This window comes from Pseudomonas sp. NFPP02, assembly GCF_900119355.1.
GTDB lineage: Bacteria > Pseudomonadota > Gammaproteobacteria > Pseudomonadales > Pseudomonadaceae > Aquipseudomonas > Aquipseudomonas paracarnis.
The window spans coordinates 1-19966 of sequence record NZ_FPJI01000019.1 but is presented as its reverse complement, the minus strand read 5'-3'; the positions used below and the strand labels follow the sequence as shown (position 1 = coordinate 19966).

Annotated in this window: 9 protein-coding genes; 4 read left to right on the top strand and 5 right to left on the bottom strand. The window is 63.4% G+C overall.

What is annotated here, in order from left to right:
- Positions 1–3: 3 nt before the first annotated feature.
- Both BT204_RS25080 and BT204_RS25075 read right to left on the bottom strand, forming a co-directional pair.
- Positions 4–849, bottom strand: a complete 846-nt coding sequence (locus tag BT204_RS25080; RefSeq protein ID WP_034127328.1) for an ABC transporter permease — start codon at positions 847–849, stop codon at positions 4–6.
- Positions 846–1874, bottom strand: coding sequence for an ABC transporter ATP-binding protein (locus tag BT204_RS25075; RefSeq protein WP_034127329.1), 1029 nt, complete (start codon positions 1872–1874; stop codon positions 846–848). The genes BT204_RS25080 and BT204_RS25075 overlap by 4 nt, the downstream gene beginning before the upstream one ends.
- Before the next feature lie 242 nt (positions 1875–2116).
- Between BT204_RS25075 and BT204_RS25070 the strand changes: the two genes are divergently transcribed.
- The gene (locus BT204_RS25070) at positions 2117–2947 is read left to right on the top strand and encodes an IclR family transcriptional regulator (RefSeq protein WP_034127330.1); all 831 of its coding nucleotides are present in this window, start codon (positions 2117–2119) and stop codon (positions 2945–2947) included.
- 80 nt (positions 2948–3027) lie between these two features.
- Positions 3028–4383 carry an MATE family efflux transporter gene (locus BT204_RS25065; RefSeq protein ID WP_034127331.1) on the top strand — a complete coding sequence of 452 codons (1356 nt, stop codon included), beginning with the start codon at positions 3028–3030 and terminating at the stop codon, positions 4381–4383.
- Here BT204_RS25065 and BT204_RS25060 read toward each other — a convergent pair.
- A complete protein-coding gene (locus tag BT204_RS25060) occupies positions 4367–4954 on the bottom strand; it encodes a TetR/AcrR family transcriptional regulator (RefSeq protein ID WP_054918657.1) in 588 nt (195 codons plus the stop codon). The genes BT204_RS25065 and BT204_RS25060 overlap by 17 nt on opposite strands.
- 132 nt (positions 4955–5086) lie before the next feature.
- Here BT204_RS25060 and BT204_RS25055 point away from each other — a divergent pair, with 132 nt between their 5' ends.
- On the top strand, positions 5087–6259 hold the full coding sequence (locus BT204_RS25055; protein WP_072448625.1) for an MFS transporter: 1173 nt from the start codon (positions 5087–5089) through the stop codon (positions 6257–6259).
- Here the strand turns inward: BT204_RS25055 and BT204_RS25050 are convergent, their stop codons facing one another.
- Positions 6260–6625, bottom strand: a complete 366-nt coding sequence (locus tag BT204_RS25050) for a type II toxin-antitoxin system HicB family antitoxin (protein ID WP_014718824.1) — start codon at positions 6623–6625, stop codon at positions 6260–6262. It abuts the gene before it with no gap.
- On the bottom strand, positions 6622–6873 hold the full coding sequence (locus BT204_RS25045; RefSeq protein ID WP_014718823.1) for a type II toxin-antitoxin system HicA family toxin: 252 nt from the start codon (positions 6871–6873) through the stop codon (positions 6622–6624). Before BT204_RS25045 ends, BT204_RS25050 begins: the two co-directional genes overlap by 4 nt.
- A gap of 210 nt (positions 6874–7083) precedes the next feature.
- Between BT204_RS25045 and BT204_RS25040 the strand changes: the two genes are divergently transcribed.
- Positions 7084–19966 (top strand): non-ribosomal peptide synthase/polyketide synthase (locus tag BT204_RS25040; protein WP_072448623.1); only part of this gene is annotated, 12883 nt, incomplete at its 3' end.

The window sequence follows — 19966 nt, the reverse complement described above, 5'->3', positions numbered from 1 at the left end:
TGCTTAAACCCCCAGGGACTTTTTGTAGCGGCCTTCGACCATGCGGTTCCAGCTCAGCATGATCAGCAGATTGACCAACAGCAGCGCCACCGCGAGGGTCGCGCCCATGGGCCAGTTGAGTTCCGAGAGGTACTGGTCGTACACCACGGTGGCGACCATCTTCAGGCGCCGCCCGCCCAGCAGGCCGGGGATCGCAAAGGAACTGGCGGCCAGGCCGAACACGATCAAGGTGCCGGACAGCACACCGGGCATCACTTGGGGCAGCACGATCTTGCGCATCACCGTGACTTGGCTGGCGCCCAGGGACAACGCCGCCTGTTCGGCCGACGGATCGAGCTTTTGCAGGGAGGTCCACACCGGGATGATCATGAACGGCAGCATCACGTGCACCAAGGCAATGATCACGGCGAACGGCGTATAGAGAAGCTTCATCGGGCGCCCGCCGAGGGCCTGGATCACCTGGTTGACCAGGCCGTCGGCGCCGAGCAGCAGGCTCCAGCCAAACGCACGTACCACCACTGAAATCAGCAGAGGTGTGAGGATCACTATCAGGAAAATCGAGCGCCACGGCGTGCCCATGCGGCTGAGGATGTAAGCCTCCGGCACGCCGATCACCACGCACAGTAGCGTCACCAGGGCACTGATCCAGAACGTGCGCCAGAAAATCTCGTAGAAGTAGGCGTCGCTCAACAGCGCCCAGTAATGGGCCAGGGTCCACTCATCGGCCTTTACGCCTACTTGGTAGTCGAACACATTGAACGACAGCACCAGGGTCAAGCCCAGCGGCACGATCAGCAGCCCGGCAAACAGCACCAGCGCTGGCAGCGAGAGCAGGTAACCGCGACTCATGGGTGCACCTCATCGGCGGCCAGTACCCGCAGCAAATCGGCCTGCCATTGCAGGCCCACTGCCGCGCCGCTAGCCAAAGGTGCGCTGCCGTCGTTACTGCGCACCACGGTGATTTCGCCCAGGGCGGTCTGGACGCGGTACAGCCATTGGCTGCCGAAAAAGTAGCGGTCCAGCACTTTGCCTTGCACGCGCCCGGTGCCAGGGTCCACCAGTTGGATTTTTTCCGGGCGCAGGCTCAGGGTCAGCTTGCCTGCGCTGCCGTCGTGGCGTACTTGGGGGGCGCCGAGCGCGTCGTAGTCGCCAGCCAGCAGGTTGGCCTTGCCGACGAAGTCTGAGATAAACCGCGTGCGCGGGTGCTCATAGAGCTTGTACGGCGCATCGATCTGAGTCACACGCCCGGCCTGCATTACCACCACGCGGTCGCTGATGGACAGGGCTTCGGCCTGGTCATGGGTGACCATCAGGGTGGTGATGCCCACCGCGCACTGGATACGACGGATTTCAAATTGCATCTCTTCGCGCAGGTTGGCGTCGAGGTTGGATAGCGGCTCATCGAGCAACAACACCGGCGGTTCGATCACTAGCGCACGGGCCAGGGCCACGCGCTGGCGCTGGCCGCCGGACAGCTCACGAGGGTAGCGTTGCGCATGTTGGGCCAGGCGCACCAGCTCCAGCACGGTATTGACGCGGGTGGCGATATCGGCCGCAGGCACCTTGCGCATCTTCAGGCCGAAGGCCACGTTGTCGCGCACACTCATATGCGGGAACAGCGCGTAGCTCTGGAACACCACGCCCAGGCCACGGCTGGCGGGCTTGGCGTGGGTAATGTCGCGACCGTCGAGCAGGATCTGGCCGCCGCTCACGTCGACGAAACCGGCGATCATTTGTAGGGTGGTGGTCTTGCCACAGCCTGAAGGGCCGAGCAGGGAAACGAACTCGCCTTGTTCCACCGCCAGATCAGTGGCGACCACCGCATCGACGGCGCCATAGCGTTTGCTCAAGGCTTTGAGTTGGAGAAATGCCATGTTTGCGTTCCACCTTTATTCAGTCGCGTCTAAACGCGCTTTCTTGTTTTGGGCAGATGCGAAAAGTGCGGTGCCGGTGCGTTGGCGCTCGATCTCAAGTCGGCTGCCGGTTGTTGTTCATTTCGCCCCTGTGGACGCAGATTAGGACGGAGACTAGGATGGGCGGAAGCTGAAATTTCACTCAACGGACTACTATTTTGCGATTTATTCATTGATCAGAATTATTAACGAGATTAGATGTTATGGATTCCACTGAGCGAAATGACGGCGGCAAAGAAGTTGGTGCGGGCAGCGTCTCCCGGTTGTTTGCTGTGCTGCGAACCCTTGGGCAGGTACCCGAGGGCGGCGAGCGGGTCACCCAGCTCGCCCAACAGGTGGGCTTGTCCCAGCCCACCACCCATCGTCTGCTGCGCAGCCTGATGGACGAAGGCATGGTTGAGCAGGATGCACGCAGCAAGCGCTATCGCCTGAGCCTGGAGTTTTTCGCGTTGGCGGCCAACGCGGGCAAGACCGGCAACCTGCGCGACCTGGTGCGCCCCAGCCTGTTGCGCCTGAGCGCTTCGCTGGGGGACTCGCTGTTCTTGCTGGCGCGCAGCGGCTTCGACGCCATTTGCCTGGACCGCAGCGAGGGGCCGTATCCGATCCGTACCTTCACCGGCGATATCGGTGGGCGCGTGGCCTTGGGTGTGGGGCAGGGCAGCCTGGCGATCCTGGCGTTTCTGCCGGAAGAAGAGCGCGAGACGGTAATCCGCTACAACCTGCCACGGCTCAAGGACTTCCACCTGTACGACGAAGTGCTGTTGCGCTCCGAAGTGGAGAACGTGCGCAAGCTGGGTTATGCGGCACGCAACACCGGTGTGCTGGAAGGCATGGCAGGGCTGGCGGTGCCCATCCTCAACCGCGACGGGTATGCGGTCGCGGCGTTGAGCGTGGCGACCATCAGCGACCGCCTGGGGCCGAGCCGCTTGCCGATGGTGGTGGAGTTGTTGAAGCGCGAGGCGGCGGCCATCGGGCCGCGGCTCAATCCGTTTGACCCGACGTTGCGCAGGCCGTCGCAGACCTTTGGGGGTTAACACGGGCCTTCACAACAGCATATTGGATCCAGTTACGGTATAACCCTGAGACGCTTTCGTGATTCGAGGCCCCGTTTTTCATGCAAAACCCTTTGCAACGTCCGCTGTGGCAAATCTACCTGTTGTTCCTGGCACCGATGGTGCTGTCCAATTTCCTGCAAAGCTTTTCCGGCACCCTCAACGGCATTTACGTTGGCCAGATGCTGGGCACCCAGGCATTGGCCGCGGTGTCGGGGATGTTTCCCATCGTGTTTTTCTTTATCGCCCTGGTGATCGGCCTGGGGGCGGGCGCCTCGGTGTTGATCGGCCAGGCATGGGGCGCCCAGGAGACCGGAATGGTCAAGGTGATTACCGGTGCCACCCTGACCCTGGGCGCGTTGGTGGGCCTGGTGGCCGCTGTGCTGGGCAGCCTGTTCGCGCGCCCGGCATTGCAGGCGTTGGGCACGCCGGTGGATGTGCTCGACGATGCCGTGGGCTACGCCCAGATGATGATGTTGATCATGCCGTTGCTGCTGGTGTTCATCCTCTATACCCAACTGTTGCGTGGGGTCAGCGACACGATTTCGCCGTTGCTGGCATTGATGGTCTCAACCCTGGTGGGCTTGCTGCTGACGCCTGCGCTGATTCGCGGCTGGATCGGCCTGCCGCCCATGGGCATCCAGAGTGCGGTGTATGCCGGGCTGGTGGGTAACGCTTTGGCGATGCTGTTTCTGGTCCTGCGCCTGCGCCACAAAAACCACGTGATGGCGCCAGACCGCGAGCTGCTTGCCGCCTTGCGCCTGGACCGCGTCGTCCTCGGCAAAGTCCTGCGCATCGGCCTGCCGACGGGCTTGCAGATGGTGGTGCTATCGCTGTCGGAGCTGGTCATCCTGGCCCTGGTCAACGGCCACGGTTCCCAGGCCACGGCGGCCTATGGCGCGGTGACGCAGATCGTCAACTATGTGCAGTTCCCGGCGCTGTCGATTGCCATCACCGCCTCGATCCTCGGCGCCCAGGCGATTGGCGCCGGGCGCCTGGAGCGTATCGGGCCGATCCTGCGCACGGGGCTTGTGATCAACCTGTGCCTCACCGGTGGCTTGATCGTGCTCGGCTATGGGCTGTCCCACTGGTTGCTGGGCCTGTTCATCACCGACGACAGCGCACGGGTACGGGCCGAACACCTGCTGCACATCATGCTCTGGAGCATTCTGGTATTCGGCTTCCAGGCGGTGATCGGCGGCATCATGCGCGCCAGCGGCGTGGTGCTGATGCCGGTGGCGATCTCGATCTTCTGCGTGCTTGGCGTGGAACTGCCAATGGCCTATCTGTTCAACGCCCACTTCGGATTGGAAGGAGTGTGGATGGCATTTCCGGTGACCTACCTGGCGATGCTGGTGTTGCAGATCGCCTATTACCGCCTGGTGTGGCGGCATAAGCAGATCAAACGGTTGGTGTGAGGCTCAGCCCCTGCAGGAGCAGCTCCAGGCCTTGCAAGCCTTCCTCCAGTCGTGTGCCCGGGTGTTCATCCCGGGCAATCCACAACGCGGTATTGACCAGGCTGCCGTTGATCAACTGCGCCAGTGCGTGGCTGGGTGCCGTAGGCATCAGGCCCGCTTGCATCAGGGCCTCCAGCAATTGACGCAAGGACTCCACGCAGTGTTGTTGGGAGCCGGTGTCGCCCAGTACCGCCGGTGCATCCTGCAATACAATGCGCTGGATTTCCGGGTCCTGGGCCATGCGCAGATAAGCCCGGCAGCGCTCGCAAAAACCACTCCAAGGCTCTACGGCCTGCTCCGAGATGCGTTGCAAGCGCGCGTCCATCTCGCTGTCGAGTTGAGCGACCACCGCCGCCAGCAGCCCTTTTTTGTCACCAAAGTGGTGATACAGCGCACCGCGCGTCAGGCCGGCGCGGGCAGTGAAGTCATCCATCGAGGTATTGGCATAGCCTTGGGTGGCGAAGGCCCGGCGCGCGCTCGCTATCAGGCGGGCGCGGGTGTCTTCGATCATTTCAGCTCGGGCTCGGCTCATGGGCGTCTCTTGGCTAAGTGATTGACATACGCTGCGTATGCGAAGCATGATTTGCCACATACGCGCCGTATGTATTCTGCCCTGATGGTTTCAGATAGCAAGCCCAGGGCGTCGAGCAAGAGGTCAAGCAGGATGGCAAACCCCTACGCTGAATTATTCCAAGCCCCCGGTGCCCGGGCCTTTGTGCTCGCTGGCATGCTGGCACGCATGCCGATATCCATGACCGGCATCGGCCTGATCACCATGCTGTCCCAGGTGCATGGCGGCTATGGCCTGGCCGGTTCGGTGGCGGCGGTGTTTGCCCTGGCCACGGCGATTTGCGCGCCACAAGTGTCACGTTGGGTGGACCGCTACGGCCAGGGCAGGGTGCTGCCGATTGCCGCGCTGATCGGCGGCGGGGCGCTATTGATGTTGCTGCTGTGTACGCGGTTGCAGGCGCCGAATTGGACGCTGTTTCTGTTCGCCGCGCTGGCGGGCTGCATGCCCAATATGTCGGCCATGGTGCGAGCGCGCTGGACCGAGTTGTACCGTGGCCAGCCCAGGCTGCAAACCGCGTTTGCCCTGGAGTCGGTACTTGATGAGGTGTGCTTCATCATCGGCCCGCCCATTTCGGTGGGGTTGAGCGTGGCGGTGTTCCCAGAAGCCGGGCCCCTGGTGGCGGCGTTGTTGCTGGCGGTGGGCGTCACCACCTTTGTGCTGCAACGGCAAACCGAGCCACCGGTACACGCGCATCAGGGAGCACACGGTCGCTGGCTGATTGCGTCGCCGTCGGTATTGATCCTGATGATTTTGCTGCTGGCCATGGGCGTGATCGTCGGCGTGGTGGATGTGGTCAGCGTGGCCTTCGCCCAGCATCAAGGCCAGCCGGCGGCGGCGAGTATCGTGCTGTCGGTGTATGCCATTGGTTCGTGCCTGGCGGGGTTGGCCTTCGGTGCCCTCAAACTCAAGGCACCGTTGCCACGCCAGTTCCTGTACTGCGGCGTAGCCACGGCGTTGACCACCTTGCCCTTGCTGTTGGTGAGCAATATTCCCGGCTTGGCCGCTGCAATCTTTATCTCCGGGCTGTTCTTCGCGCCCACCTTGATTGTGTCGATGGCCATGGTGGAGCAGATCGTCCCGGCCAGCCGCCTTACCGAAGGCATGACCTGGCTGATCACCGGCCTGAGCATCGGCGTGGCCATTGGCGCCGCCAGTTCGGGGTGGATGATCGACCACTTTGGCGCCACCAGCGGGTTTTGGGTGGCGCTGGCGGCGGGGGCGGTGGTAGCGGGCTCGGCGGTAGTGGGTTACCGGCGGTTGGGATAGTCAGCCAATCGTCGGGCATGGCTCTGGGTAGTGATGCTGCAGAAATTCGTTCAGCGCCTGACGCGTGAGATCATTCAATGTCACTTTCTTACGGTTTGCCGCCAGGGCAGCGGCCAAATGCAAGTCATGCCCGACGCGTACGTTGAATGAACCTTTGCACGGTTTCTCCGGCGTGTGCCCCAGGCTCTGGCAGGTAGCGAGATAATCATCCACCGCGCCACGGAAGGCTGCGTCCAGTTCAGCCACAGTTTTGCCTTCATAGCTCACCAATGCCTTGATGAACAGGATTTTACCAAACAGGCAGTTGTCCTCGAGGCTGGCTTCGATGGAGCCGATGTAGCCTTTGTGTTTCAGTTGGTTGTTCACTGAATCAGTTCTCCTGATTTCAATTGTTCGATGATCTGGCGCCGAATGTAGTGTTTCAGTTCGTTGCCGGGGTGAGGCTTGTGCAGGGTGATCATTGCACTGGGGTCGCCCATGTCGAACTTGACCCGGCTTCCGGCCCCTTCAATCTGTGTGTATCCCAATCGGCGTAATAACGTGACGAGCTCAGACCAGGTAAATGCCATGTGCTCATTGAGCAGTTTGGCGAGCAGCTTTTCATTCTTGGACACGGCGTTCCCTGCGTGTAACTAAATGTAGTTGCAAAAAGTGGTGTTCGTCAATGCTAGCTCAGCTTCGTGCGGCTTCGCGGGGATTGATGTAACCCCCGATGACAGCCTGTGCGGCGCCCCCCATTCCCCCGCTAATTTTTCCCCGCCCGGTTCGTTTTATAGGGACGACGTGCCTTTGTGCTTCCCGCCTATTGCCCCGGATTCCAAGAAATGAATGCTGAAGACTCCTTGAAACTTGCTCGCCGGTTTATCGGGCTGCCCCTGGAAAAGCGCCAACTGTTCCTGCAAGCCTTGCAGAAAGAAGGCGTGGATTTTTCAAGGTTTCCGATTCCGGCAGGGGTGGAGGTGGAGGACCGCCAGGCGCTGTCCTACGCGCAGCAGCGCATGTGGTTTCTATGGCAGTTGGACCCGGCCAGCGGCGCCTACAATTTGCCCGGCGCAGTGCGCTTGAGGGGGGCGCTGAGCCTGCCAGCGCTGGAGCAAGCGTTCGCCAGCCTGGTGGCGCGTCACGAAACCTTGCGCACAGTGTTCCAGCGTCAGGCTGATGAGCGGCTGGCGCAGGTGGCGGTGGAGCCGTCGGTGACCGTCGAGCACCTGGACTTCACGGCCCTGGCCTTTGATGCACGGGAGCAGGCCGTCAACGCCGCCGCCACCCGTCAATCGCTGTTGCCGTTCGACCTGGAACACGGGCCGCTGCTGCGCGTGCAACTGCTCAAGCTTGCCGAGCAGGAACACGTGCTGCTGCTGACCCTGCACCACATCGTCTCCGACGGTTGGTCGATGAATGTGCTGATCGACGAATTCATCCGTTGCTATGACGCCCATGAGCGCAACGAAGCGCCCCAACTGCCGGCGCTGCCCATCCAGTACAGCGACTACGCCCTGTGGCAGCGCCGCTGGCTGGAAGCGGGCGAGCAGGCCCGCCAGTTGGAGTACTGGCAGGCTCGCCTGGGTGATGAACATCCGGTTCTGGAGCTGCCCACCGACCACCCGCGCCAGGCCATGCCCAGCTACCAAGGCACACGGCACAACTTCGCGATTGAGCCGGCACTGGCCGCGCAACTGCGCAGCTGCGCGCAAAAACACAACGTCACCCTGTTCATGCTGCTGCTCGGTGCTTTCAATGTGCTGTTGCACCGCTATACCGGCCAGGGCGACATTCGCGTCGGTGTGCCGATTGCCAATCGCAATCGCACCGAAGTCGAGGGGCTGATCGGTTTCTTCGTCAACACCCAAGTGTTGCGCACCGAACTGACCGGGCAAACCCGGGTTGCCGAGTTGCTGCAAGGTATCAAGGAGCATGCCCTGGGCGCCCAGGCCCATCAGGAATTGCCCTTCGAACGGCTGGTGGAAGCGCTGAAAATCGAGCGCAGCCTGAGCCACACGCCGCTGTTCCAGGTGATGTATAACCATCAGCCGGTAGTCGCCGACATCGCCTCGGTCAGCACTGCATCGGGGCTGGAATTGGCCCTGGTGGAATGGCAAGGCCGCACCACCCAGTTCGACCTGACCCTGGACACCTATGAAAAGTCCGGCACCCTGCATGCCGCGCTGACCTACGCCAATGACTTGTTCGATACGCCCACCATCGAGCGCATGGCCCGGCATTGGGTCAGTCTGTTGCAAGCCATGGTGCTCGATGGCGAACAGCGCATTGGCGAATTGCCCATGCTTGACGCGGCTGAACAGCAACGGCTGGTCCACACCTGGAACCAGACCGCCGAGGCGTACCCGACCGAGCGCGGGATTCATCACCTGATCGAAGACCAGGCACGGCGCAGTCCCGATGCACCGGCACTGGTGTTCGGTACCACCACCTTGACCTACGCCCAACTGGATGCGCGCGCCAACCAGTTGGCCCATGCCCTGGGCGAGCAGGGCGTAGGGCCCGACGTGCTGGTAGGTATCTGCATCGAGCGCTCCATCGAAATGGTGGTTGGCCTGCTGGCGATTCTCAAGGCCGGTGGCGCCTACGTGCCCCTCGACCCTGAGTACCCCCGGGAACGCCTGGCCTACATGATCGAAGACAGTGGCATTCAGTTGCTGCTCAGCCAGCAAAGCCTGCTGGCGTCGCTGCCCGTCGCCGGTATCCAGGTAATTGCCCTGGACCAGCCGGCGCTATGGCTCGACGGCTACAGCAGCGATTCACCGAACGTGGCCTTGCATGCCCTCAACCTGGCCTACGTGATCTACACCTCGGGCTCCACCGGCAAGCCCAAAGGCGCCGGCAATAGCCATCGCGCCTTGGTCAACCGCTTGAGCTGGATGCAACAGGCGTATGGCCTGGGCGCCAATGACGCGGTGTTGCAGAAAACCCCGTTCAGCTTTGACGTGTCGGTGTGGGAGTTCTTCTGGTCGCTGATGACCGGCGCCCGCCTGGTGGTCGCAGCGCCTGGCGAACACCGTGAACCGACGCGCCTGATTGACACCATTGGCCGACACGCCATCACCACCTTGCACTTCGTGCCGTCGATGTTGCAGGCGTTTATCCATGAGCCGGGCGTACAGGCGTGCGCAAGCCTCACGCGCATTGTGTGCAGCGGCGAAGCCTTGCCCCTGGACGCGCAACAGCAAGTGTTCGCCAAGTTGCCCGCTGCGGCGCTGTACAACCTCTATGGCCCGACCGAGGCGGCCATCGACGTCACGCACTGGACCTGCATTGACGAAGGCGCCGATAGCGTGCCCATCGGCCGCCCCATCGCCAATCTCGGCACCTACGTGCTGGACGCGCAACTCAACCCGGTGCCGGCCGGCGTCAGTGGCGAACTCTACCTGGGCGGCGTCGGCCTGGCGCGCAGTTACCATCGGCGCCCGGCGCTCACCGCCGAACGTTTTGTACCCAGCCCCTTTGTGACAGGCGAACGCCTGTATCGCACCGGTGACCGCGTGCGCCAACGTGCCGATGGGGTAATCGAATACCTCGGCCGTCTCGATCATCAGGTCAAGTTGCGCGGCTTGCGTATCGAGCTGGGCGAAATCGAAGCACGCCTGATGCAGCATCCACACGTGCGCGAAGCCGTGGTACTGGTACAGGGCGGCAAGCAGTTGGTCGCCTATCTTGTACACGCAGGCGAGGCGCCAACGGGCCTCAAGGAATGGTTGCTCAGCAGCTTGCCGGAATACATGGTGCCGACGCATTTCATTGCGCTGCCCAAGCTGCCGGTGACCGCCAACGGCAAGCTCGACCGCAAGGCGTTGCCAGTGCCGGATGCGGCGCAGCAGCAGGCATTTGTCGCCCCCCAAGGCGACCTGCAAACAGCCCTGGCTGCCATCTGGAGCGACGTGCTGGGCGTTGAGCAGGTCGGCCAGGACGATAACTTCTTCGAGCTGGGCGGCGATTCGATCATCTCTATCCAGGTGGTCAGCCGCGCCCGTCAGGCCGGCATTCGCCTGAGCCCGCGTGACCTGTTCCAGTACCAGAACATCCGCAGCCTGGCTCTGGTGGCGCGCTTTGAGCAGGTCAGCCTGATCGACCAGGGCCCGGTCAGTGGCGAGGTGATGCTGACGCCCGTCCAACACAGTTTTTTCGACCAGCCGATCCCGGCGCGGCATCACTGGAATCAATCCTTGTTACTGGTGCCCGGTGAGGTGCTTGAGCCTGCACGGTTGGAGGCCGCGCTGGCGCGGTTGATCCAGCATCACGACGCTTTGCGCCTGCGCTTTGTGCAGCAGGCTGGCGGCTGGCAGCAGAGCCATGCTGCCTATGTCAGCGAACCGCTGTTGTGGCAATGCCAGGCCGGCACCGACGCTGAACTGGCGGCGCTGTGTGATGAAGCCCAGCGCAGCCTTGACCTTGCCCAAGGTCCACTGCTGCGCGCCGCGTTGGTGAGCATGGCCGATGGCAGCCAGCGTGTGCTGTTGGTGATCCATCACTTGGTGGTGGATGGTGTGTCCTGGCGCATCCTGCTCGAAGACCTGCAACAGGCCTACCGCGAACAGGTGCTGCCGGCAAAAACCAGTGCCTACCAGCGCTGGGCGCAACAGTTGCACCGCCACGCGCAGACCGTCGAGGAGCAACTGCCGTACTGGCAAGCCCAATCCATCGACGCCGAGCTGCCGTGTGATCACCCCGAAGGCGGCCTGCAAAACCGCCTGGGCGCCAAGCTGGAAACACGCCTTGACGCCGAGCACACCCGCCGACTGCTGCAAGACGCGCCAGCGGCCTATCGCACCCAGGTCAACGACCTGCTGTTGACCGCCCTGGCGCGGGTGATCAGCCGTTGGAGCGAGCAACCTGCTGCGCTTATCCAATTGGAAGGTCACGGCCGTGAAGATCTGTTTGACGACATCGACCTGAGCCGCACCGTCGGCTGGTTCACCAGCCTGTACCCGGTGCGCCTGCACGCCGAAGGCGAGTTGCCCGAGGCGATCAAGGCGGTCAAGGAACAACTGCGCGCCGTGCCCGACAAAGGCCTGGGCTTCGGCCTGCTGCGCTATCTGGGCGCGCAACACGCACAGGAAAGCCTTGCGAACCTTACCGCGCCGCGCATCACCTTCAACTACCTGGGCCAGTTCGACCGTCAGTTCAACGAGTCGGCACTGTTCGTGCCGGCCAGTCAGGGCAGTGGCCAGGCCCAGGATCCAGAGGCGCCGCTGGCCAACTGGCTGACGCTGGAAGGTCAGGTATATGGCGGCGAGCTGTCGTTGCAATGGGGGTTCAGCCGGGAGATGTTCGAGGCGGCAACTGTTCAAGGTCTGGCGGATGAGTACGCAGCCGAACTCAGGGCGCTGATCGAGCATTGTTGTGCCACGCCGGCAGGCCAGGTGAGCCCGTCGGATTTCCCGCTGGCACGCGTCACCCAGCAGCAACTGGATGCCTTGCCCGTAGCCGGGCCGGCGATTGCCGACCTTTATCCGCTGTCGCCGATGCAGCAAGGCATGCTGTTCCACACCCTGTTGGAACCCGAGTCCCAGGCCTACATCAACCAGTTGCGCCTCGACATCGAGGGCCTTGATTTGCTCGCCTTCGGGCGTGCCTGGCAGGCCGCACTGGACCGTCACGACATCCTGCGCAGCAGCTTCCATTGGCTGGGCCTGGACAGTGCTCATCAGCTGATCCAGCGCCAGGTCGACCTGCAACTGCAAGTGATCGAAGACCCCGACGCCGATTTCGACACCCTGGCCCAGGCCGAACGCGAACGCGGTTTTGCCCTGAATGCCGCGCCGCTGTTTCGCCTGACGCTGGCGCGCGGTGCCGGTGCGGCCTGGCACTTTATCTTCACCAGCCACCACATCCTCATGGACGGCTGGAGTAACGCGCAGTTGCTCGGTGAAGTCATCGCTCACTATGCGGGGCAGGCAGTGCCGGCGCCGCTCGGGCAGTTCCGCGATTACCTCGCCTGGCTGCAACAACAGTCCTCGGGCGAAGCGTTCTGGAAAACCGCCGTGGCGGCATTGCCGGCGCCGACCCTGCTGGCGCAAGCGTTGCGCAAGCCGATGGACGCGGTTGGCATGGCTGACCATCACGTGGCACTGGACAGCGACTTTACCCGCCGCCTCGCTGAGTTCGTACGCCAGCACAAAGTCACCCTCAATACCCTGTTGCAAGGGGCTTGGAGCCTATTGCTGCAACGCTACACCGGCCAGGACTGCGTCGCCTTCGGTGCCACCGTGGCCGGGCGTTCCGCACCGCTGCCGGGGATCGAGCAGCAACTGGGCCTGTTCATCAACACCTTGCCGATCATCAGCACAGCCTCGCCAGCCCAGTCGGCCGCGACGTGGCTCAGCGAACTGCAAGCGCTCAACCTCAGCCTGCGCGACCATGAACATGTGCCGCTCTACGACATCCAGGGCTGGGCTGGCCAGCAGGGCGCGCTGTTCGACACCTTGCTGGTGTTCGAGAACTTCCCGGTCGCCGAGGCGCTCAAGCAAGGCGCGCCGGCCGGCCTGACCTTCGGTCGCCTGCACAACCATGAGCGCACGCACTATCCATTAACCCTGGGCATCGAACTGGGCGCCAGCCTGCGCCTGGAATTCAGTTATGACCGTGCCCAATTCAGCGAGGCGCACGTGGCGCAGTTGAGCGCCAACCTGCAACACCTGCTGGCGCAATTGCTCGCAGACGCTCACATGCCGCTGGGCAACCTGCGCCTTCTCGACGCCCCTGCGCAACGGCAGATGCTCGCTCTGAGCCGCTCAGCCGCAGCGCCCCAGGCCAACGAACGCGTGCATCAGCGTATCGCAGCCCAGGCCGAAGCGACGCCAGACGCCCTGGCTGTACAGGCCGGTGACGCCAGCTTGAGCTACGCCCAGTTGAACCAGCGCGCCAACCGCCTGGCCCATCGCCTGTTGGCGCTGGGTGTCGGCCCCGGCCAACGGGTGGGCCTGGCTTCGCGGCGTGGCCCGCAATTGATCGTCAGCCTGCTGGCAGTGCTCAAAAGCGGGGCGGCCTACGTACCGCTGGACCCTGAATACCCGGCGGAACGTTTGGCCTACATGCTCGCCGACAGCCGCCTGGACGTGCTGCTCAGCGAAACCGGCTTGCTCGCCGACTTGCCTTTGCCCCGCGGCCTGACCCGCATGGATTTCAGCGCCAGTGGCGACGAACTGACCGGCTACCCGACGACCAATCCGCCTAATCACGCGGCGGCGGCTGACCTGGCCTATGTGATCTACACCTCTGGCTCCACCGGCCAGCCCAAAGGCGTGGCCATCGACCATGCCGCCCTCGGCCAGTTCTGTGACAGCGCCACGCTGTACAGCCGACTGAGCGCCGAGGACCGCGTGTTGCAGTTTGCGACCTTCAGTTTCGATGGTTTTGTCGAACAGTGCTTCCCGCCCCTGTGTGCGGGCGCGGCGTTGATCATGCGTGGCGATGAACTCTGGGATGCCGGGCAACTGGCGCAAGAGATTGTCGAGCAGGGCGTGACCCTGGCCGATCTGCCCGCCGCCTACTGGTACCTGTTGGCGCAAGAGTGCGCCGAGCACCGTCGCTCCCTGGGCAAGCTGCGCCAGGTACATGTGGGGGGTGAAGCCATGTCAGTGGAGGGCGTGCGTGCCTGGCACGCCGCGGGCTTGGGCAATGTGAGCCTGGTCAACACCTACGGGCCGACCGAAGCCACGGTGGTGTCCAGTGTGCATGAGTGCCAATTGGCCGATGCCAACGACGCCTACGGCGTGCCAATCGGGCAGGCGATTGCCGGGCGCGGCCTGTATGTACTCGACAGCGGTTTCGAACTGTTGGCCACCGATGGCGTGGGCGAGCTGTGCATTGGTGCCGTGGTTGGCTTGGCGCAACGCTACTTCGACCGCCCGGCGCTGACCGCCGAACGCTTCTTGCCGGACCCGTTTTCCGCCATGCCCGGTGCGCGGCTTTATCGCAGTGGCGACCTGGCCCGGTACAACCCGGCGGGTGCACTGGAGTACGTCGGGCGTATCGACCATCAAGTGAAGATTCGTGGCCTGCGTATCGAAATGGGCGAAATCGAAGCCAGCCTGCAAGCCTTGCCCAACGTGCGAGAAGCCGCCGTGCTTGCGCAGCCGAGCGCGACCGGCGTGCAATTGGTGGCGTACGTGGTGCCAGCCGAACGCCAAGCGCTGGAGGCCCAGGCACTGGCGGCGCGCTTGCGCCAGACGTTGCCGGACTACATGGTGCCGGGCCATTGGGTGGTCCTCGATGCCTTGCCGTTGAACCACAACGGCAAGCTCGACCGCCGTGCGCTGCCCACACCCGACCTGAACCAGGCCAGCGCCGCCTACGTGGCGCCGCAAAGTCCATTGCAAATCCAGTTGGCGGCGATCTGGCAAGCAGTGTTGCAGGTCGAGCAGGTTGGCCTGGAAGATCACTTCTTCGAACGCGGCGGCCACTCCTTGCTGGCCACCCAAGTGATCTCCCGGGTGCGCCACGATCTCAAGCTGGAAGTGCCGTTGCGGGCCCTGTTCGAACAGCCGACGCTGGCCGCTTTCGCAGCGGCGTGCGCAGGCGTGCAGGCCGATACCGCGCCTGTGATGCAGGCGGTTGGCCGTGAGCAGCCGCTGGCGTTGTCCTTTGCCCAGGAGCGGCAGTGGTTTCTCTGGCAATTGGATCCCACCAGCGCGGCCTATCATGTGCCCACCGCCTTGCACCTGCGCGGTGAACTCGACATCGCGGCGCTGGAGCGCGCCGTCGAGGCCCTGGTGCAGCGCCATGAACCACTGCGCACCACCTTCGTGGAGTCGGGCGAGCACATCGTGCAAGTCATCCACCCAAGCCTGGCAGTGCCGGTTGAACAACAAGAGGTCGACGCCGGCGCTATCGAGCAGGCTGTCACCGAAGAGATCCAGCGCCCGTTCGACCTGCGCAACGGCCCGCTGATGCGCGTCAAGTTGCTGATCGTCGCGCCTGATCACCATGTGCTGGTCATCACCCAGCACCACATCATCTCTGACGGCTGGTCGATGCAAGTGATGATCGACGAGTGGGTGGCGCTGTACCAAGGCGACGCAGGGTTGCCGGCCTTGCCGATCCAGTACGCCGACTACGCCCAGTGGCAGCGCGACTGGATGGCGGCTGGGGAACAACAACGCCAGCTCGATTACTGGTGCGCTCGTCTGGGGCGCGAGCATTCGTTGCTGGACCTGCCGCTGGACTATCCACGCCCCGCAGTGCAGAGCCATCGTGGCGCGCGCCGCCAGATTCATCTGGAGCGTGCGCTGCTGACTGAACTCAAGACCCTGGCCCAGCGTCAGGACGTGACGCTGTTCATGCTGTTGCTGGCCTCGTTCCAGACCTTGCTGCACCGCTACAGCGGCCAGGCACAGGTGCGTGTCGGCGTACCGGTCGCCAACCGTAATCGCTTCGAAACCGAGCGACTGCTGGGCTTTTTCGTCAACACCCAGGTGCTGCAAGCTGACGTGCACGGGCAGATGCCGTTCGACCAGTTGCTGGCCCAGGTCAAGCAGCGTGCCCTGGAGGCGCAGGCCCATCAGGACCTGCCGTTCGAGCAGCTCGTGCAAGTGTTGCAGCCCGAGCGCAGCCTGAGCCATAACCCGCTGTTCCAGGTGATGTTCAACCATCAGGACAGCCTGCGTTCAGCCCCGGTACAACTGCCCGGCCTGGCTTTGCAGCCAGTGGATTGGGCCGGTCACAGCACGCAATTCGACCTGAACCTGGAAACCGAGGAGTCGGCGGACGGTCTCTGGGCCTCGCTGACTTACGCCACGGATCTGTTTGACGCGGCGACCGTGGAACGCCTGGCCGAGCATTGGCAAAACCTGCTGCGCGCGGTCCTGCAGGATGCCTCGGTGGCCTTGGACGACCTGGCGATGCTCAGCCCGTCGCAATGGCAGCACATGGTGCACGACTGGAACCGCAGCGACACCGACTACCCACGCGAACGCTGTGTACACCAGTTGTTTGAGGCCCAGGCCGCGGCGCAACCCGACGCCATCGCGCTGCATTTCAATGATGAGCGCCTGAGCTACGGCGAACTCAACCGTCGCGCCAATCGGCTCGCCCATCGTCTGATCGACATGGGCGTCGGCCCGGACGTGCTGGTTGCAGTACACGTGGAGCGTTCCCTGGACATGGTGGTTGGCTTGCTCGCGACCCTCAAGGCCGGTGGCGCCTATGTGCCGCTCGACCCGCAATTCCCGGCAGAGCGCCTGGCCTACATGCTTGAAGACAGCCGCGCCCGGGTATTGCTGACCCAACCGCACCTGCTGGGGCACCTGGCTCAGCCGCACGGCGTGCAGGTGCTGATGGTGGAGGAGGCCGGCACAGCGCAGCACAATCCCCAGGTTGCCGTGACACCGGAGCATCTGGCCTACGTGATCTACACCTCTGGCTCCACTGGCAAGCCCAAAGGGGTGATGGTTCGTCACAAGGCGCTGTGCAGCTTCACCAGCGGCATGGCCGGCACGTTGAGTATCGGCCAGGATGCGCGGCTGTTGTCGCTGACCACCTTCTCGTTCGACATCTTCGCCCTGGAGCTGTATGTGCCGCTGAGTGTCGGCGGTACCGTGGTGCTGAGCACCCAGGCAACGGCCCTCGACCCCGAGGCGATCCTCGATCTGGCCCAGCGTCAGGCGGCGAATGTGCTGCAAGCCACGCCTTCGACCTGGCGCATGTTGCTCGACAGCCCACGGGCTCATTCACTGCGTGGCATCGCCTGCCTGTGCGGTGGCGAAGCGCTGCCCGTCGATTTGGCCCAGCGCATGCTCGACCTGCAAGGCCCGTTGTGGAACCTCTATGGCCCGACGGAAACCACCATCTGGTCGGCGGCTCATCGTTTGCATCAGGCATTGCCGTTCGTTGGACGGCCCATCGCCAATACCGGCTTGTTCATCCTCAATGCCGGTCTCACGCCATGCCCCCAAGGTGTGTCCGGTGAGCTGCTGATCGGCGGTGTCGGCCTGGCGCGGGGTTACCACGGGCAGCCGGCGCTGACCGCCGAACGCTTCGTGCCCAACCCGTTTGGGGCTCCGGGCGAACGCCTGTACCGTACCGGCGACCTGGCACGCTATCGGGCCGACGGCGTGGTGGAATACATCGGCCGCGTCGACCATCAGGTCAAGGTCCGGGGTTTCCGTATCGAGCTGGGTGAAATCGAAGCCTGCTTGCGTGAGTTCGACGGCGTACGCGAAGCCGTGGTGCTGGCCGATAACGACCGGCTGATCGCTTACCTGGTCAGCGCCGCGCCGCAGGCGGCGCAGGTCTATAAAACCGCGCTGCGCGAGCGCTTGCCGGACTACATGGTGCCCGCGCAGTGGCTGTTCCTCGACAGCCTGCCGCTGACCCCCAACGGCAAGCTCGACCGCAAGGCATTGCCCAAACCGGATGCCAGCCTGTCGCTCAAGGGCCATGTAGCGCCCGTCACCCCGCGTGAGCAGCAGGTAGCGGCGATCTGGGCCGAGGTACTGGAATTGCCCCGGGTGGGCCTCGACGATCATTTCTTCGAATTGGGCGGGCATTCATTGCTGGCCACGCGGGTGGTGTCACGGGTGCGTCAGGCCCTGGCGCTGGAAGTCCCACTCAAGGCCTTGTTCGAACAGCCGCTACTGGGTGATTTCGTGCGGGCCTTGGGCGAGGAGGGCGTCACCGCGCCGGCGTTGATCAAGGCCGACCGCACGCAGCCTCTGCCGCTGTCTTATGCCCAGGAGCGCCAGTGGTTCCTCTGGCAACTGGACCCGGCCGGCGCCGCGTATCACATCCCCAGCGCCTTGCGTTTGCAGGGGCCGTTGGACCTGACCGCGCTGCAAGAGAGCTTTGATAGCTTGCTGGCTCGCCATGAAAGCCTGCGCACGTATTTCCGTCAGGACGCCACCGGCGCGGTTCAAGTCATTGACGCCCAGGGCCGGGTCGATATCGAGCAGGTCGACAGCGACTATGCCGGCCTCAAGGCGCGGGTCGCGCAGGTGATCGCCCAGCCTTTCGACCTGCTGCGTGGGCCGCTGCTGCGGGTCACCTTGCTGCGCCTGGCCGAGGACGACCACGTGCTGGTGCTGGTGCAGCATCACATCGTCTCTGACGGCTGGTCGATGCAGTTGATGGTCGAAGAGTTGGTGCAGGCGTATGCCGCTAACAGCCAAGGCCAAGACGTGCAATTGCCGGCGCTGCCGATCCAGTACGCCGATTATGCCGTGTGGCAGCGCGGTTGGATGGAGGCGGGGGAGCAGGCGCGTCAACTGGCCTACTGGCGCGAGCAGTTGAGCGGCGAGCAACCGGTGCTGGAGTTGCCGTTCGACCATCCGCGCCCGGCACAGCCAAGCCATCGTGGCGCACGCTTGGGTATCGAGTTGCATCCGGAGTTGTTGGGCAGTTTGCGCGCACTGGCGCAGCACGCTGGCGTCACGCTGCCGATGCTGCTGCTGGCGTCTTACCAGGCGTTGCTGCATCGCTACAGCGGCCAGGAAGATGTGCGCGTGGGCGTGCCGATTGCCAACCGCAATCGCCTGGAAACCGAGGGGTTGATCGGCTTCTTCGTCAACACCCAAGTGCTCAAGGCCGATATCCACGGGCAAATGAGCACCGAGCAACTGCTGCACCAGGTGCGTCAGCGTTCCCTGGAGGCCCAGGCTCACCAGGACCTGCCGTTCGAACAGCTTGTGCAGGCATTGCAACCGGAGCGCAGCCTTAGCCTGAGCCCGTTGTTCCAAGTGTTGTTCAACCACCGTGTGAGCGCTGCCGACAGCCATCTGCATCGCCTGGCCGACCTGCACGTCGAAGTCCTGGACCTGGACGAAGGCGTGGCCCAGTTCGACCTGGCGCTGGATGTGGAAGAAAGCCAGACGGCCCTGCGTGCCTCTCTGAGTTATGCCACCGATCTGTTCGCCGTGGCGACCATCGAGCGCATGGCCGGGCATTGGCAGAACCTCTTGCGGGCAATGGTGATCGACCCACAGCAACCCATCAGCCAATTGAGCTTGCTGGGCGAGGATGAGCAACAGCAGATTCTTGAGCTGTGGAATCAGGCCGACACCGGTTTTTCAGCCGAGCGCCTGGTGCACGAATTGGTCGGCGATTGCGCCCGGCAAACCCCGGACGCAGTGGCGGTTAAATTCGATACTCAAACCCTGACTTACGGTGAACTGGATCGCCAGGCCAATCGCCTGGCCCGTGCCCTGATCGCCCGTGGTGTCGGCGCGGAAGTGCGGGTGGCCATCGCCATGCCGCGCAGTGCCGAGATCATGGTGGCGTTCCTGGCGGTGATGAAAGCCGGTGGTGTGTATGTGCCGCTGGATATCGAATACCCACGTGATCGCCTGCTGTACATGATGCAAGACAGCCGTGCGCAACTGCTGCTGACTCACAGCCGGGCGTTGCAGCAACTGCCAGTCCCCGAGGGTCTGGATACCCTGGCGATTGATCGCACCGAAGAATGGGCCGGTTACAGCGATACGGCACCGGATGTGGCTCTGGACGGCGACAACCTTGCCTACGTGATCTACACCTCCGGCTCCACCGGTTTGCCCAAGGGCGTGGCGGTGGCTCATGGGCCGTTGGTGGCGCATATCATCGCCACTGGCGAGCGTTATGAGACCTCACCGGCCGATTGCGAACTGCACTTCATGTCCTTCGCCTTCGACGGTTCCCACGAAGGCTGGATGCACCCGCTGATCAACGGCGCCAGCGTGTTGATCCGTGATGACAGCCTGTGGCTGCCGGAATACACCT

Excerpts from the sequence above, each read along its gene's own strand:
- BT204_RS25080 (WP_034127328.1), bottom strand. The coding sequence starts at position 849 with ATGAGTCGCGGTTACCTGCTCTCGCTGCCAGCGCTGGTGCTGTTTGCC.
- BT204_RS25060 (WP_054918657.1), bottom strand. The coding sequence starts at position 4,954 with ATGAGCCGAGCCCGAGCTGAAATGATCGAAGACACCCGCGCCCGCCTG.
- BT204_RS25075 (WP_034127329.1), bottom strand. The coding sequence starts at position 1,874 with ATGGCATTTCTCCAACTCAAAGCCTTGAGCAAACGCTATGGCGCCGTC.
- BT204_RS25055 (WP_072448625.1), top strand. The coding sequence starts at position 5,087 with ATGGCAAACCCCTACGCTGAATTATTCCAAGCCCCCGGTGCCCGGGCC.
- BT204_RS25070 (WP_034127330.1), top strand. The coding sequence starts at position 2,117 with ATGGATTCCACTGAGCGAAATGACGGCGGCAAAGAAGTTGGTGCGGGC.
- BT204_RS25065 (WP_034127331.1), top strand. The coding sequence starts at position 3,028 with ATGCAAAACCCTTTGCAACGTCCGCTGTGGCAAATCTACCTGTTGTTC.